The 15770-nt window shown below is 59.7% G+C and carries 13 protein-coding genes and 2 pseudogenes; 6 read left to right on the forward strand and 9 right to left on the reverse strand.

Going from position 1 to position 15770, the window contains the following annotated elements; all coding sequences use genetic code 11:
• Positions 1-156: 156 nt before the first annotated feature.
• Complete coding sequence (locus tag BQ9846_RS00260) at positions 157-936, forward strand: NRDE family protein (RefSeq protein WP_075878635.1); 780 nt, start codon at positions 157-159, stop codon at positions 934-936.
• A 17-nt stretch (positions 937-953) separates the two neighbouring features.
• Here the strand turns inward: BQ9846_RS00260 and ptsP are convergent, their stop codons facing one another.
• Both ptsP and BQ9846_RS00270 read right to left on the reverse strand, forming a co-directional pair.
• The gene (gene ptsP, locus BQ9846_RS00265) at positions 954-3215 is read right to left on the reverse strand and encodes a phosphoenolpyruvate--protein phosphotransferase (RefSeq protein ID WP_075878636.1); all 2262 of its coding nucleotides are present in this window, start codon (positions 3213-3215) and stop codon (positions 954-956) included.
• Positions 3216-3264: 49 nt separating this feature from the next.
• The gene (locus BQ9846_RS00270; RefSeq protein WP_075878637.1) at positions 3265-3801 is read right to left on the reverse strand and encodes an RNA pyrophosphohydrolase; all 537 of its coding nucleotides are present in this window, start codon (positions 3799-3801) and stop codon (positions 3265-3267) included.
• Positions 3802-4023: 222 nt separating this feature from the next.
• Here BQ9846_RS00270 and BQ9846_RS00275 point away from each other — a divergent pair, with 222 nt between their 5' ends.
• Positions 4024-4680, forward strand: a complete 657-nt coding sequence (locus BQ9846_RS00275; RefSeq protein WP_075878638.1) for a histidinol-phosphatase — start codon at positions 4024-4026, stop codon at positions 4678-4680.
• An 89-nt stretch (positions 4681-4769) separates the two neighbouring features.
• On the opposite strand, the gene BQ9846_RS00280 is transcribed toward BQ9846_RS00275, so the two are convergent.
• Positions 4770-5744, reverse strand: a complete 975-nt coding sequence (locus BQ9846_RS00280) for a malate dehydrogenase (protein WP_075878639.1) — start codon at positions 5742-5744, stop codon at positions 4770-4772.
• A gap of 272 nt (positions 5745-6016) precedes the next feature.
• Between BQ9846_RS00280 and BQ9846_RS00285 the strand changes: the two genes are divergently transcribed.
• Together BQ9846_RS00285 and BQ9846_RS00290 are read left to right on the forward strand one after the other, a co-directional pair.
• On the forward strand, positions 6017-7153 hold the full coding sequence (locus tag BQ9846_RS00285; RefSeq protein ID WP_075878640.1) for an efflux RND transporter periplasmic adaptor subunit: 1137 nt from the start codon (positions 6017-6019) through the stop codon (positions 7151-7153).
• Entirely contained in the window at positions 7153-10212 is a 3060-nt protein-coding gene (locus tag BQ9846_RS00290) for an efflux RND transporter permease subunit (RefSeq protein ID WP_075878641.1), read from the forward strand. The genes BQ9846_RS00285 and BQ9846_RS00290 overlap by 1 nt, the downstream gene beginning before the upstream one ends.
• On the opposite strand, the gene rsd is transcribed toward BQ9846_RS00290, so the two are convergent.
• Positions 10209-10700, reverse strand: a complete 492-nt coding sequence (rsd, locus tag BQ9846_RS00295; protein ID WP_075878642.1) for a sigma D regulator — start codon at positions 10698-10700, stop codon at positions 10209-10211. The genes BQ9846_RS00290 and rsd overlap by 4 nt on opposite strands.
• A gap of 171 nt (positions 10701-10871) precedes the next feature.
• On the opposite strand from rsd, the pseudogene BQ9846_RS00300 reads away from it, so the two are divergent.
• Positions 10872-11333, forward strand: a pseudogene (locus tag BQ9846_RS00300) (transposase); the annotation flags it as partial.
• Between the two features lie 32 nt (positions 11334-11365).
• Here BQ9846_RS00300 and BQ9846_RS00305 read toward each other — a convergent pair.
• Both BQ9846_RS00305 and BQ9846_RS00310 read right to left on the reverse strand, forming a co-directional pair.
• Positions 11366-11980: pseudogene (locus tag BQ9846_RS00305) on the reverse strand (MFS transporter); the annotation flags it as partial.
• A 36-nt stretch (positions 11981-12016) separates the two neighbouring features.
• Positions 12017-12127: a DsrE family protein gene (locus BQ9846_RS00310; protein WP_083651435.1), complete on the reverse strand. Its 111-nt coding sequence runs from the start codon at positions 12125-12127 to the stop codon at positions 12017-12019.
• Here BQ9846_RS00310 and BQ9846_RS16655 point away from each other — a divergent pair.
• Positions 12126-12287: a rhodanese-like domain-containing protein gene (locus tag BQ9846_RS16655; RefSeq protein ID WP_159437897.1), complete on the forward strand. Its 162-nt coding sequence runs from the start codon at positions 12126-12128 to the stop codon at positions 12285-12287. The genes BQ9846_RS00310 and BQ9846_RS16655 overlap by 2 nt on opposite strands.
• Here BQ9846_RS16655 and BQ9846_RS00315 read toward each other — a convergent pair.
• The 3 genes from BQ9846_RS00315 to BQ9846_RS00325 all read right to left on the reverse strand — a co-directional run bounded on the left by BQ9846_RS00315 (position 12284) and on the right by BQ9846_RS00325 (position 15538).
• Positions 12284-12817: a DinB family protein gene (locus tag BQ9846_RS00315; protein WP_075878643.1), complete on the reverse strand. Its 534-nt coding sequence runs from the start codon at positions 12815-12817 to the stop codon at positions 12284-12286. The two genes, BQ9846_RS16655 and BQ9846_RS00315, sit on opposite strands and share 4 nt — an antisense overlap.
• 89 nt (positions 12818-12906) lie before the next feature.
• The gene (locus BQ9846_RS00320) at positions 12907-13179 is read right to left on the reverse strand and encodes a hypothetical protein (RefSeq protein ID WP_075878644.1); all 273 of its coding nucleotides are present in this window, start codon (positions 13177-13179) and stop codon (positions 12907-12909) included.
• Positions 13180-13243: 64 nt separating this feature from the next.
• Positions 13244-15538, reverse strand: a complete 2295-nt coding sequence (locus BQ9846_RS00325) for a PqqD family peptide modification chaperone (protein ID WP_075878645.1) — start codon at positions 15536-15538, stop codon at positions 13244-13246.
• Between the last annotated feature and the right edge of the window lie 232 nt (positions 15539-15770).

Here is a 15770-nt window from a genome sequence, read left to right on the forward strand (position 1 = left end):
TTGGCGCTAGGCTCCGGTTGGATAAAAAAGGGGAGCGAGTGCGAAATAATAGCCGCGGACAGTGTACGTGGCGCGTACGTGACTGTCATGTTGGTCGCATCGCCACCATCAACGGGTATTTAACCGCTTTTACAACATCAACAGAGTTTTGCAGTCATGTGTCTACTTGCCTTCGATTGGCAACCCGGCGCGCCAACGCCCTTGCGGCTTATCGGCAATCGCGATGAGTTTTACGCGCGCCCGACTAAAGCGCTCCACCACTGGGGTGATATGCCGATCACCGGTGGGCGCGATCTCGAAGCCGGCGGCACCTGGCTCGCGGTTAACCGCCAAGGCATGCTAGCCACCCTGACCAACGTGCGCGACCCCACGTTGACAACACCGTCTGGTGCCCCAAGCCGCGGCGAGCTCGTGGTGCAAGCGCTCACTTGCACATATTTGCCCGGCTGGCTTGAGCAACTGAAAGAAAAAGCCGTTCATTACGCCGGATTTAACCTGCTTGTCGCGACCCCACGACAAATGTGGCACCTTCACCACAGCCGCGAGTGCACGGTGCTGCGCCAAGTGCCTCGAGGCGTTCACGCACTGTCCAACGCCGACCTCGACTCCCCCTGGCCCAAAACGGTTAAGTTGGGTGAGGCCGTGACACAAGACACCACGCCGCCCATCACATGGCCGGAAACAGCGCGCCAGGTGATTCAACAAAGTGAAGAAGCCCCCTCTCACTTACTCCCCGATACCGGCGTGGGTATGGCGCTCGAACAGCGCTTATCCGCGGCGTTTATCGTGGGGGATACGTATGGCACTCGGGCGACGACCTGGGTAACGCTTGACCAGCAAGGAAGCGCCGCCATCACCGAGCAGCGCTTCGGGCCACATGGGCGCTTCGAGGGTGAGGCAGCGCTGCACATCACCCGCTCAGCGCTGACAACTTAAGCCATTAAGGCGCGATGTTAATCCTTGGGCGGCATTAGGTGCGAAAGCTCCCAGGCTTCCATGCGCGCTTCCAAGTGCTCATGCACCTGCGAGGGGGTATCAAGGCACATGATCTCCTCCAGCAGCTTTTGCGCATCGCGAAACGACACACGGCGAATGGCCGCACGTACTTTGGGCAGGTTCGGCGCATTCATCGACAGGCTGGTAAACCCCATTGCCATTAGCAGAAGCGCCCCAGCAGGGTCACCTGCCAGCTCGCCACACAGCGAAATGGGTTTGTTCAAGCGTTTCGCATCCTGGGAGAGCTCCACCAGGGCACCCAAAAGCGCGGGATGCATCGCATCATAAAGATCCGATACACGGGGATTATTGCGGTCAACGGCCAACAGGTACTGGGTCAAATCGTTGCTGCCTACCGAGAAGTAATCGACCCGCTTGGCCAACGCATCCATCTGGTAAATCGTCGCGGGCACTTCGATCATCACGCCAACCTGCGGTCGCTGCACCGCAATCCCCTCCTCTCCTAGCTCCACAATCGCGCGATCCAAGAGTTTAAGGGCTTCGTCCACCTCCTCCACATTGGTGATCATGGGAAAGAGCACATACAGATTATCCAGCGCCTGCGAGGCTTTTAGCATCGCCCGCAGTTGCACCATCAATACTTCAGGGTGATCCAGGGTGACGCGCATTCCGCGCCAACCCAGAAAAGCGTTCTCCTCTTCGATAGGAAAATAGGGCAGGTCTTTATCACCACCGATATCCAGCGTGCGCATCACCACCGGCAGCGGTGAGAAGCTCTCCAACTGATCGCGATAGAGGCGCATCTGCTCTTTTTCACCGGGAAAGCGCTCGGTAATCATGAACGGCACTTCGGTACGGTAAAGCCCCACGCCACTGATACGACTTTTGAGCAGAGCGGCGGCATCCACCGCCAGCCCGGTATTCACCATGAGGGGAACCGCATGGCCATCCGTTGTGATGCTGGGCAGATCCTGCTCATGCTCTAAGAGCGCGTTGAGCGCGTCCTCTTCGGCGATGAGCGTTTCGTAGTAGCTGCGAAGCTCATCCCCCGGGCGCACAAACAGCCGACCACGGTGGCCATCAAGCACGACAGGCGCGCCAGAAAGCCGTGGCAGGGGCAAGTCCACCATGCCCAACACGGTGGGGATGCCCATCGCCCGCGCCACAATCGCCACGTGCGATGTGCTTGAGCCTCGCACAGAGACAAGCCCTTTGAGTTTGTCGCGCGGCACCTCGCCCAACATGGCCACGCTGATTTCATCGCCCACTAAGATGGCGTTATCGGGATACGTGTTGGGCGTATCGGGCGAGTCTTCCTGTAGATGCGCCAGTACGCGACGACCGAGATCACGAATATCCGCCGCCCGCTCGCGTAGGTAGTCATCGTCCACGCGCTCCAAATACTGCACGTGGCGACGCACCACATCGGCAAGCGCGCCCGGCGCCCACTGCCCTTCACGAATGCGCTTTTCCACCTCCTCCGAGAGCGCCGCCTCACCGAGCATTTGCTGGTAAACATCAAAAAGCGCCAACTCCTGGCTAGAAATACGGTTTACCAGCCGCTCGGCCGCGGCGCGAATCTCATCGCGGGTTTTAGCGATGGCCTCTTTTAGTCGGGCAATTTCAAAGGCCTCATCGTTGGGCACCAGATCCGGCACGCTATTGAGGTCCGCAGGCGGGGCAATCACCAGCGCCTCCCCCATCGCAATACCAGGTGACGACGCCACCCCTTTAAACATCGCCTGACTACCCGCGAGCGACGGCCGGGTGAGATTGCCAGTCGCCAGCGCGTGGGCAAGCACACCCGCCAACTGCGCGGCCATGGTGACCAGAAACGCTTCATCTTCATCATCGTAACGGCGCTTTTCGGCCTGCTGTACGACCAGTACGCCGAGCATTTGGCGCTGATGAATAATGGGCACGCCAAGAAAGCTTGAGTAACGTTCCTCTCCGGTCGCCTCAAAGTAACGAAAATGAGGGTGAGAGCGAGCATCTTCCAAGTTCAGCGGTTCGCTACGCTTAGCCACCAAGCCCACCAGGCCCTCGCCGAGCGGCAGCACCACGCGGCCAACGGCTTGCGTGCGCAGGCCGATGGTTTCCATCAGCACCAGCGACTCAAGCTCTTTATCGTAGAGATAGAAGGAGCAGACATCGGTCTGCATCGCTTTGCGTATGCGGCGCACCATCGTCGCCAGCGCCGCATCCAGATTACGCGCGCCATTGACTTCCTGAATAACGCGTCGCAGCACCTCAAGCATGGACGTTTTACTTTTCACTGTTATTGGCCTCGCTGAGGAAAATGAGAGTTCACCCTGGCGGCCGCGAGGGCGCTGCGACGGAGTGAAACGGCGACGCTTCGCCCTCCTGGGCAATACGCTGGAGACGAGGGGAGAGTTCGCGTAGCGCCCGGCGATAGACTTCGCGTTTAAAGGGCACTACCTGGCCTAGCGGGTACCAGTAGCTCACCCAGCGCCAGCCATCAAACTCTGGCTTGGGGGTAGCCGTCATGCAGATACGGCTCTCTTGGCAACGAATCTGCAGTAAATACCATTTCTGTTTCTGGCCGATACATACCGGCCGCGCGTGGGAACGAATCATGCGTCGTGGCAGGCGATAGCGCAGCCAGCCCCGGGTACAGGCAACAATATCAACATCCTCGGCGGTCAGGCCGATTTCTTCGTGAAGCTCACGAAAAAGAGCTTGTTGCGGAGTTTCGCTTGCTTTGATGCCTCCCTGGGGGAACTGCCACGCGTTCTGCCCTACACGACGCGCCCAAAGCAGCTGCCCCTGGGCGTTGGCAATAATGATACCAACGTTAGGGCGAAAGCCGTCAGCGTCGATCACGGACGTCACCTTATTAAATTTTCAGTTGCGACCATTTTTCCACAAGGGCGATAAACCTATCAATACATTCTCCACTTTACGCTCAAATTGCCGCTATCCCGTTAAAACTCACGCTTTAATCAAGTTGTTAAACCTAGCTATTTGGTGGGAAAGGAGAAATGACTCTGCGATAATCCCCGACATCGATAACGACGAAAAAAAGCATGCGATAAGGGGAGTACTGTGAGCCTGGCCATTTTTGACCTGGATAATACCTTGCTATCCATCGACAGCGATCACGCTTGGGGGGAGTTTCTGCTCGAACAGGGCGCCGTCGACCCGGTTGAATACCGCGAGGCAAACGAGCGCTTCATGGCCGATTACAACGCTGGCACGTTGGACATTAACGCTTTTCTCGCGGTGGCTTTAAAACCGCTGGCGGAGAATACCCCAGAGCAGCTAGCCGCGTGGCACCAGCAATTTATGGCCAGCAAAGTTGAGCCGCACATCCTGCCAAAAGCCGAGGAGCTGATTGCCCGCCATCGCACCCGGGGCGATACCCTGTTGATTATCACCGCGACCAATCGCTTTATTACCGGGCCGATTGCCGAGCGGCTCGGCATTGATCACTTAATTGCCGTTGAGCCGGAAATTATCGATGGCCACTACACTGGTGAAGTGACGGGCGTACCGAGCTACCGCGAAGGAAAAGTGGCGCGTTTAGAGGCATGGCTGGAGAAGCAGGAAGTCGTACTCGATGGCGCGTGGTTCTATAGCGATTCGCATAATGACATTCCACTGCTGGAAAAAGTCGATCACCCGGTGGCCGTCGACCCCGATGACACCCTGCGCCAAGTCGCCGAAGAACGCCAATGGCGTATTATTAGCTTGCGCGATTAAGCCTTCACTACCCCCGAAACACAAAACGTCCATAGCGCAAAAACCCCGCGTGAGCGGGGTTTTCAACGCATGAGCTATTAAAGCACCGTTTAGCCCAACAGGTGCTCGACCGCCGCACGCTCTTCGCGCAGCTCTTTCTCGGTCGCCTGCATTTTTTCTTTGCTGAAATCGTCTAGCTCAAAGCCTTGCACGATTTCGTACTTGCCGCCCTGGCAGCGTACCGGGTAAGAGTAGATGATGCCCTCTTCGATGCCGTAGCTGCCGTCAGCCGGGATCGCCATGCTGACGATACCGTCGCAGCCCAGCGCCCAATCACGCATGTGATCGATGGCCGAAGAAGCGGCAGAGGCAGCGGAGGACGCACCGCGTGCCTTGATGATCGCCGCGCCGCGTTGCTGCACGGTGGGGATGAAGTCGTTTTCGTACCAGTCGCGCTCAACCAGATCAAAGGCCGCTTTGCCGTCGACTTTGCACTGGGCGAGATCCGGGTACTGGGTCGCGCTGTGGTTGCCCCAGATGATCATGCCTTCCACGTCGTTAACGTGCTTGCCGGTTTTCTGTGCCAGCTGCGTCAGCGCGCGGTTATGGTCCAGACGCGTCATCGCGGTGAACTGACCGGCATCGAGATCCGGCGCGTTGCAGGAAGCGATCAAAGCGTTGGTGTTGGCCGGGTTGCCCACCACCAGCACGCGCACATCACGGCTAGCGTGATCGTTCAGCGCCTTGCCTTGAACGGAGAAGATCGCGGCGTTGGCTTCGAGCAGGTCCTTACGCTCCATGCCCGGGCCGCGCGGACGCGCACCGACCAGCAGGGCGAAATCGGCATCTTTGAACGCCACGTTAGGGTCGTCGGTTGCGACGATATCCTGAACCAGCGGGAAGGCGCAGTCGTTCACTTCCATCACCACGCCGTTCAGGGCATCCATCGCCTGCGGGATTTCCAGCAGCTGGAGAATGACAGGCTGATCCGGCCCCAGCATGTCGCCAGCGGCAATACGGAAAATAAGAGAGTAGCTGATCTGGCCGGCACCGCCGGTAATCGCAATACGTACGGGATCTTTCATCATAACTCCTTGGTTGATTGGCCTAGCTATATTCAGTAAGCCAAGAGTAGGATGCCGCTGATAGCGCGGATAGCCATCGTCGACGCAACTCAAGACGTCAAGATGGTATGCGCGCTGCAACAAAAACTCAATCAGACCTGCGACTAGTGGTAGCACTTTGAGCGTCGACGCTTGCACTTATATAGCCCTTTAGCGCAGGCTTAGATCCGCCTATGGAAGCGTGCAGTACCTTGCTCGCAGTCAATGACCAGAACAGACAGGAATCTCGCCCCATGCGGCGCTTACAACGTTTCCAACACGCCTTCCCCTTTTCTTATGTACTCGCCAGCCTTCTGCTGCTGGCGTTAGTGCTGTGGATGGCCTTTGGCGATATGCAGCGCTTTCGCAGCGAGCCTCCCGAGGCAAGCGAAGCCGCTGACGCCACGATACGGGTCGAAGTAAGCGAGCGTTCGCGCCAACCCTATGTGCCGCAGTTGGTAGTGCAAGGGCAGCTAGAAGCGGCCCAGGAAGTTGAACTGCGCGCCAAGGTGGCCGGTTTTGTGGAGGAGAAGCCGGTGCGTTTGGGCGAACAGGTTCAAGCGGGTGATACCTTGCTGGTGCTCGACCAAAACGCCCTGCCCGAGCAGTTGGAACAAGCGCGCGCCAATATCGCGCTGGCGCAATCGGAGCTTTCCGGTGCTGAAAGCTTGCGTCGTCGCGAACTGATTTCCCAGCCTGAGTATCTGCGCTTGCAAGCGGCTCTCAGCCGCAGCGTGGCGGAGGTCGCCGACCTATCGCGCCAGCTGGATGATACACGCCCGACCGCCCCTTTCAGCGGCACGCTTGACCGGCTCGATGTGGAGCTCGGTGAACTGCTGCAACCTGGGGAAACATGGGGGCGCCTTATCGATGACCGCACGCTCACCGGCACCGCCTTTGTCTCGCAACAGCAAGTGGGCCAACTCAGCAGCGGCTTGCCCGTGACGGCGCGACTGCTCGGCGGCGCCATGCCCAGCGCTACGCTCGCGGGCACGCTTAGCCACATCGCCAGCCGCGCCGAGGAAGCCACGCGCAGCTTCTATATAGAGGTGTCGCTTGATAACCCCGAGCAGCGGCGCCTAGCCGGCAGCAGCGCCGAATTCACCGTTACCCTTCCCCCTAAGCAAGTCCACGCTTTTTCGCCCGCGCTCTTGACCCTCACTGCGCAAGGCGACTTGTCCGTTAAGCACCTCGATGACGACAACACAGTGTTGCAAACCCCGGTCACGCTGATCAGCGCCGACACCGAACGCGCTTATGTCACCGGACTCCCTGACCCGGTGCGGCTGATTACCTTGGGCGCGGGGCTCGCCGAGGTGGGTCAGCGGGTTAATGCCGTCGCCGCTGACGCCTTGGATGAAGCGACCCGCGATGCACAGGGAGAGCGTTGATGCGTGCGCTGATCAATGCCGCCATGACGTATTCACGCACCACCCTCATGCTATTGGTGGGGCTTTTTCTGGCAGGTGGTGCCGCATGGCAGGCGATTCCGAAAGAAGCGAACCCGGATGTCACCATACCGCTGGCTTATGTCTCGCTCTATTTGGAAGGCGTGAGCCCTGAAGATGGCGAGCAGTTACTGATTCGCCCGATGGAGCAGGAGCTGCGCGGCATCGAGGGCTTGCGCAAATTCACCGCGCAATCTAGCGAAGGCCATAGCGCGATCACGCTCGAATTTGACGCCGGGTTTGACCCTGATAAAGCGCTTTCCGACGTGCGCGAGCGGGTCGACATCGCCCGCAGTAGCTTGCCTAGCGAGGCGGACGAACCCCGGGTCACCGAAGTCAACGTATCCGAATTCCCCGTGCTGACCATTGGCCTCTCCGGACAACTCGACGTGCGTGAGCGCATGGCGGTTGCCCGGCGGATGCAAGAAGAGATCGAAGGCATCGCCGATGTATTGGAGGTCGACATTGCCGGCGAGCGTGAGAACCTGCTCGAAATCGTCGTCGATCCGCTGGTTATCGACAGCTACGGCGTCGATTTCGACGCGCTGTTCAGCCTAGTGAGCAACAACAACCGCTTGGTCGCGGCGGGCAGCCTGGATACCGGCGCCGGTCGCGCCGCGCTAAAAGTCCCGGGTCTGATCGAATCGCTGAATGACGTGATGAACATGCCCGTCAAAGTCGACGGTGATCGCGTGGTGACATTTGGCGATGTGGCATGGATCCACCCGACCTTTAAAAACCCCCAGGGGTATGCACGCATCGACGGCGAGCCGGCGGTAGTGCTGGAGATTTCCAAGCGCGCCGGGGCCAATATCATTGCCACCATTGATGCAGTGGAAAGCCTCGTTGACCAAGCCGGCGACAACCTACCTGACGCCCTCAATGTCACGACGATTCTCGATCAATCCACCACCGTTGAAGACATGCTCTCTGAGCTTCTCAACAATGTGCTCACCGCGGTGGTCTTGGTGCTGATTGTCGTGGTGGCCGTGATGGGATGGCGGACCTCACTGCTCGTGGGCCTGACCATACCGGGGGCCTTTCTTACCGGCATCATGCTGATCTGGGCGTTGGGCTTCACGCTCAACGTTGTCGTGCTCTTTGGCTTAATCCTGGTGGCGGGGATGCTGGTTGATGGCGCCATCGTGGTCAGCGAGCTGGCCGATCGCCACCTGCGCGAAGGACAAAGCCCGCACAGTGCGTGGCTCAATGCCGCCGACCGCATGAGCTGGCCGGTCATTGCCTCCACGGCAACCACGCTGGCGGTGTTTTTACCGCTCCTTTTTTGGCCGGGTGTGGTGGGGCATTTCATGAAATACCTCCCCGCCACGGTGGTACTCTGCCTACTCGCCTCCCTGGCGATGGCCTTGCTGTTTTTGCCGACCTTGGGCCATCTCTTTACCCGTCGCGCCCAAGCTGCGCCTGTGGCGTCCGCGACCGTGACCCCCACCGCTGCCGGACGCGGCTACCGCGCACTGCTCTCGGGGTTACTGCATCACCCCGCTTGGGTACTGTTAATAGCGGTGCTGTTAATGGCCGCCGTCTATACCGGTTACGCCCGCTTTAACCATGGCGTGGATTTCTTTCCTAACGTTGAGCCAGATAGCGCTCAGGTATTGGTGCGCGCCCGGGGGGATTTCTCCGTGGAAGAGACCGATGCCATCGTCCAGCGCGTTGAGCGTGCCTTCACCGGAATGGGAGAAGTCGAAGCACTCTATGCCCGCTCTTTCGCCACCCCCAACGAGCAGCTGGGCAACGATGTCATCGGGGTGCTGCAGTTTCAGCTTATCGACTGGCATCAACGCCGCCCCGCCCGTGCGATCCTCGATGAGATGGCCGAACGCAGCGCCCATATTCCCGGCGTGGTACTTGAGTTTCGTGAGCAAGAGATGGGGCCCGGCGGCGGCAAACCCATCGTGCTAGAGGTGAGTGCCAGCGACCCGGACGTTGCCGATCGCACGGTCGATGCCCTTAAAGCGCAGATGCGCGCCCTGGGTGGCTTTGAGGATATTCAAGACAACCGCAGCCTCACCGGCGTTGAGTGGCGTATTCAGGTCGACCGTGAAGCCGCCGCGCGGATGGGCGCCGACGTGACAACGATCGGTAGCGCGGTACAGCTACTCACTACGGGGCTGCAGGTGGCCGACTACCGACCCGCCGGCGTCAGTGACGAAGTGGATATTCGCGTGCGTTTGCCCGAGGGGTCACGCTCGTTGAATCAACTAGAGCGCCTCACCATCAATACGCCCCGAGGGCAGGTACCCATCACGCACTTTGTGGCGATTACCCCAGCGCCCAAAGTGGGCACGCTGCACCGTATCGACGGTCGCCGGGCGATCACCGTGGACGCTGACTTAGCCCCGGGGTATCAGGCAACCGAGCGATTAAACGCGCTATGGGAGGTCGCGGACGGCAATATTCCCGAGGGAGCTATGATCAACGTCGCCGGCGAGCAGGAAGATCAGCAAGAAGCCACGCAATTCCTGGTCAGCGCTTTTGCCGTGGCCATCGGCCTGATGGCGCTGATTTTGGTCACCCAGTTCAACAGCTTTTACCAAGCGGCGCTGGTATTGTCGGCGATTATTTTCTCCACCGCAGGGGTGCTGATCGGCCTACTTGTCACCGGTCAAGCATTTGGCGTGGTGATGGTCGGCATGGGGATTATTGCCTTGGCGGGTATTGTCGTGAACAACAATATCGTCTTGATCGATACTTACAACGAACTGAGAAAGCAGGGCATGGCGCCCACCGATGCCGCCCTTGAAGCGGGCTGTTTGCGTTTGCGCCCGGTGCTCCTCACGGCCATTACCACCGTATTAGGGCTAATGCCCATGGTACTCGGCATCAACGTGGATCTATTCGCGCCGTCACTGGGGTTCAACGCCCCCTCGGCACAGTGGTGGACGCAGATGTCGAGCGCCATTGCCGGCGGCCTCACCTTCGCCACGGCGCTCACCCTACTCCTCACGCCGTGTATGCTAGTGCTGAATCGGCGGGCTTAAGCGGGTGAGACAGCTTTTGACTGTGGACTGTGCGCGGCGTGTAGCCGGGCAATCAGCTGATCTTCCAACATAAAGCGCTCGGTCAAGCCTTTGGCTAAGCGGTCAATCCACGCGGGAAGGCGCGCTAAGTTCTGCTGGCAGCGGATGGGCGTGGCGAAATCGGTATCGAACTCAAGCGTCATTTCGGTCGACATCTCCAAACGCTCGAGGAGTTTCGCCGCGATCACCAGCGCCGATTCATCACCGAAGGCTTTGGCTTCTTCGGCCAGTTGGGGATACACCTCAAAATGGCCCGCGCTGATGTAATCCATCAAGAGTTCACTAAAGGTGTCGATGCGCGCCTTGCTCACCGCCTCAAGCTCGGCATCGCACGCCTCTTTGAGCTCAATAAAGCTCACCAGCAGTGCTTTGCGCTGCTCAAGCCAGCGATCTATTAGGGTATGCACCCCACCCCAGCGCTCCAGGGCATTTTTACAATCTTCGAGCATGGAGCTTCTCCTTGCTAGTTACCACCATTGGAAAGCTAGCGTCGCTTTTCCGCCCCACCCTGTCAACCCGTCTTATTCATGAGGGCAGCCTGAAAACGAAGATGACGGATGGTATTCTCTTGAGAAATCAGAACGTTCCGGCAAGAACCTGATTCCAGAGGACCATCCGCCATGGGTGAAAGCGTATCTCCCTGGATTCCGTCCTGCAACGGGTCCATTCGCGTTGAGCTTGATGGCCAGCGCACCACAAGCGATAGCGGCGCCTTGCTGCTGCGTGAAGCTCTCGACAGCAGCGGTGTCATAGACGCACTGGATGAAAACCTGATCGACCAACGTAACCCGCTGCGCGTCCGCCATTCGCTGGCCAACCAGCTGCGCACCCTCGTGCTGCAGCGTGCGATGGGCTGGATCGATCTCAGCGATACCGACATGCTGCGCCACGACCCGCTCTGGCAACTGGCCTGCAGCGATGCGCGCGGGATGACGCCATTGACGCAGGACCGGCCATCCCAAGCCACGCTGTCGCGGCTGCTGACGTGCCTTGGACGTAGCGACAACATCGATGCCGTACACGAAGGTTTGCTGCGGTTGGTGGTCTGGCGTCTGACCTCGCTGGAGAAGGGCAAACGCCCGGGGGCGATGTGCGCCATGGGTCGCGCCACGTCGCCCGGCTGCGGCTCGCCGCTGGGCGGAACCTTTAACTGAGTCAGTAGGCCAATCGCGACAAGCGCGAGCAGCGCGATGACCAAGTAGGGGCCACCCGACGGCACTTCAGGCACCCAGCCGAGCGTGGCGCTGGCATTCCACGGGCCGAGAAAGGCCGCGACCACGCCACCGGCCATCACCAGCGAAATCGCTTTGCTACGAAAATCGGGGCTCGCCACGTCCGCTGCGGCAAAGCGGTAGTACATGGCAAAACCTTGGTAGAGCCCGAGCAGCAAGTTACCCACGCAGAATAGCCAGAAAGAGCCCGCCGCAATGCCCGCCAAGCTCACAAGCCCGCCGCCAATACCGCCCACCGAGGCGCCCACGATAAACCCGAGCCGCCGCCCGGCCCGCTTCATAAATAATGAGGCGGGCAGCGTCGAGGTCACGGTGCCCAGCATCATAATCGCAATCGGCAAGGTGGCGTAGGCGGGATTGGGGCTAAGCTGTTGGCCGACCACACCGCTAAGCGTCATGACCGTGATGGTGGCGACCATGAACAGCGTCTGGCTGACGACCAGAATGCCAACGTTGGCTTTTTCGCGCGGGTGGGATGAGGAAGAGGCGGCGGACATGCGGGTTCCTTACAAGTAGGGGTGAGAAAAGACAGATTAGAAGATCAGCACTTTGTCGGCCTGCTCGGTGAGCTCAGCGAGTTCGTCCATGGTGCTACGTTCGGCGCCTTTAACCACTTCTTCTTCGGTGATGCCACGGGCATCCATGCAGGTGCCGCACAGCAGCACGCGTCCCTATTGCGCGCTTTCCCATGAAGCCGTGATGTGGCTGCGCGAACGCGGTTTCCATGTTAGGCGTTTCGCGGAAGGCTTTCCCGAGTGGAAAGCGGCGGGCCTACCTACTGAGAAACAAGCGCTAGCGCATTAACCTGCCTGCCGCTCCCAGTAGCGTAGCGTCGAGGGGTGAACGCCGAACGCCTTGGGCAGGGGAATATCCAGGGTTTCGCATAGCAGGCTAATAAGAGCCATGTGGTGAACGGTATGGCTGGTTAAAAAGGCCAGTTCGCGGCCGAGACTCGTGGGGAACGTCGCCGCACTGTCGTCCACCGGGTAGTGCAGGGTGAGCGGGGTGGTGGGGGGTGTGGTGGTCAGCGAGGCAAGGTTTTCCTGCACGGTTTTGACCCGCGCCAAGGCCTCAGCGGGGTCGTTTTCGAGTACCGTTTCACGTTTGCGCTGCTCATAATCCAGCGTGGTTTGCAGGGGTGATGCGGAGCAGGCCTCCAACAGGGTTTGGTAGTGCTCAAGCACATGGCGAACGTGCTTGCCCAGTGACTGAGTAGCATGGGCGCCTAACAGGCGCTGATACGCCTTGGGGTCGACGCGCTTCAAAAGCCCTTCAAGCTGGGCAAGCACACGCTGATTCTCGTCGATGAGCAGTAGGCTGGATGGTGCCGACATAACGTATTGCCTCCTTACTAAACGGCGCCGGTGCAGGCACCGGCGCGGCGGTTGCACTAATTCTCCGCATCGAGGGGTGAGCCGGTGGCTTAGCCAGCTTCAGGGCTGCCTTCTCCCTCGCCTTCGCCTTCGCCTTCTCCCTCGCCTTCGCCTTCACCCTCAGCTTCCCCTTCACCTTCGGCTTGGTGGGCTTCGGCGAGCATCATTGGCGCGTCTTGCATGTCGGTGAATCCTTCCGTGGGCTCGTCGGCATGGGCTTGAAACGCGACCCCGCTTGCCACTAAGGCAAGCGCGGGTGCGGTGTAGCCGAACTGGCGGCTTAAGCGGCTGAGTAAACGGCGCTTTGCTTCGTGTTGTGACATGGTGCTTCTCCTCGGTGTTAATCCTTAGTAGATCAGATGCGCCCTAAGGCGCGACTTCCAGCTGCTAAACAGCAGCGCGGGAAGAGGGTAAAAGTGACGTTTGGCTGAGCCACTGCCCGATGGCATCAAACTCGGTAAGCGCAAAGCGAGCGCTAACGGCGCTTTGGCTAAGATGCTGCAACGCTGTGAGCGCCTCAGGGCTTAAGCGATTTTGCTCTTCCAAGGAAAAGGGTAGCAGTTGCCCGAGTACGTCAAGTGCCGCGAGTGGCGCGTCTGTTGTCTCCGTGGTGTCGGCATCAAGCCATAAAAGCCCGCCACAGCGCCCTGGCACAGCGTGTGTCGGCGTGCCCAGGCTGTCTTCTGTAGCGGCGACGGGTAAGTTGAGCGGCGCCAATACATCGGGGGTATCGAGTGCCAGTCGGGCGCCGCGCGAGAGGCTTAGCCCGTGGGTGGCGGCGACGGCGTTGAGCGTGGCAAGCGCGCTTGAAGCTTCCCGCGTGGGGAGAAGGCAGACGATGTGCTGGTTACCTTGGCTTAATAAAGTGACGTCGAGCACGAGATGCCCCGGACGGGTGGTCTGCCCCAGGCAATATTGCGCCAAGGCCGGCAGCACATCATCGACGTGCAGGCGCGAGCGAATCACCCGGGTGTCATTCGTCAGGCAGTAACCGCTGGCACTTTCGAGAATATGCAGTGTCTCTTCGCTAGCCGACCCATGCGCGCGGGATAACAGCGCGGCGAGCGAGGCGGTAAGCCTGTCAGCCACCGGGCCACTAGGCGCGGTTAGCGGCCAGACGCGGTCGTCAAAATGTAACGCGCCGCGCCAGGTAGTGGGGATGTCGCGTTTGGGCGTTGGGGGCTCAAGCGCGGTGTCGATGCGATCCATCGGGGCGAGCAATCCGCTTTGCCACCACGGCTGTAGCGTGGCCCATAGGTCGTTTTCGAGCTGTGTGCGTGTCACCCCAGGGCCGCTGGCGGCCTGCAAATGCGCAAGAATCGCCTCGACCGATTCGCCTTCGCTGATCAGCAGCCAGATCAGCGCGGCGCTGTCGTTGAGTTGATAGTAATGCCCGCTGTCGTGGTGGTAGAGCGCCAGCCGTTCATCCTCGATCAACTCGCTGACGTTGTGCGCCTGAAAGGCAAGGGCGGGCGGCTCGTCGGTTGCGCGCAAACGGTAGTCGGAAAGGCTCGGCAGCCCGATAAAGGGCATGAAGCGGCCATCCGACGAGGGATAGAGCGGGGCAAAGCCACCGGCGCGGTCGCGCTCGGCGGCCAAGGCCTCGGCATCGAAGGTTTCCGGGGCAGCAGTGCCATGCCCGGTGAGGGCGAGGGTATCGCGCACTAAACTCTCTTTGACGCGCGCCTCGACCACACCGCCGTGTTCGGGCGCGGCGCAAACGCCAAGCGAAGGGCTCAGGTTGCACTCCAGAATCCACGGTTTGAGCGTGTCATCCACCAGGCAGTCAAGGCCGATGAGCTCATAGCAGCCGCGCGGGTCGGCGCCTGCCTCGCGGCTTCTTGCACGCATCGCCTCCACGCCGGAAAGGGCGGTGAGCGCGGCAAGGTCGTCAAGCTGGGCAAACAGCGCTTCGTCGTCGTGACCCTGCTCGCGCAGCCAGGTGCGGTAGCGATCTAGGTCGATAAACTCCACCGGCACTTCCGCTTCTTGATTACGCGCGTTGATATCGGGGTTGGTGAGCTGGCTGTAGACGTTATCGACGTCGTCCGGGTCCCACGGCGCCGACGCCAGCTTGGCAAAGCCCTGGCGGTAGAGGTAAATCCGCAGCGGGTCAATGCCGGCGATGAGCATATAGAGGCGCAGCACGTATTTGTGGCCGCGAATGGTATGCGGGTTGCCGATGTACTCTTGCACCAGCCAGTTGGGAGAAAGCGGCGCCGCCTGCGGGTCGCGCAGTACGCGCACGCCCTGGCCCTTGGAGGCGTTGGTGGGTTTTAAAATCCAGCGCTTCTCCGGGTGCGCTTCGGCGTCTTCCACCAGTGCCGGGTAGTCGTGGGGCATTTCGTAGGCGCGCGGAAAAAAATCGAGCCGCTGGGTGTGGGGGTGCTCGGCGCCGAAGTGGCGCGCTACCCGCGCGCGCAGGGCGCTTAAACTCTCGTGCAGGCGGCTTTTGACCGTCAGCGCCGCGTTGCCCGGGATGTGGTTCATCCGCCGTTCAGGCGAGGTAAGGCGAAACGCCGCCTTGGGCGGCATGCCCGTGACCCAGGCCGCCTGCCAGTGCTGATCATCGCCTTCTTGCCAGCCTTGATCCTCTAGCGCCTGGCGAAAAAAGTGATCCTGTTCGGCGTGGCGTTGGCCACTTAACCAAAATCGTGGCGATGTCGGGGTGGACGCACTCATCTACAGGCTCCTTAAACGGGTCGTATGGGGTTGGGTGGCAAAGCCGCGCGATTACTTACATCCATAGCAGAAAAAAATACGCGAGGTAAAAAGTCGCGTTAAGAAAAGTCGGCCGGTGCGAGGTGAAAGATGACATCTGTCTATACGTTTATTCTAAAAATTCATTTCAATAATGTTTTTATATAGCTCAATATCATATTAAAGGACCGATCGTTTTTTTGCCACGTTGGCA

The sequence above is a fragment of the Vreelandella massiliensis genome, assembly GCF_900155385.1.
Classification (GTDB): domain Bacteria; phylum Pseudomonadota; class Gammaproteobacteria; order Pseudomonadales; family Halomonadaceae; genus Vreelandella; species Vreelandella massiliensis.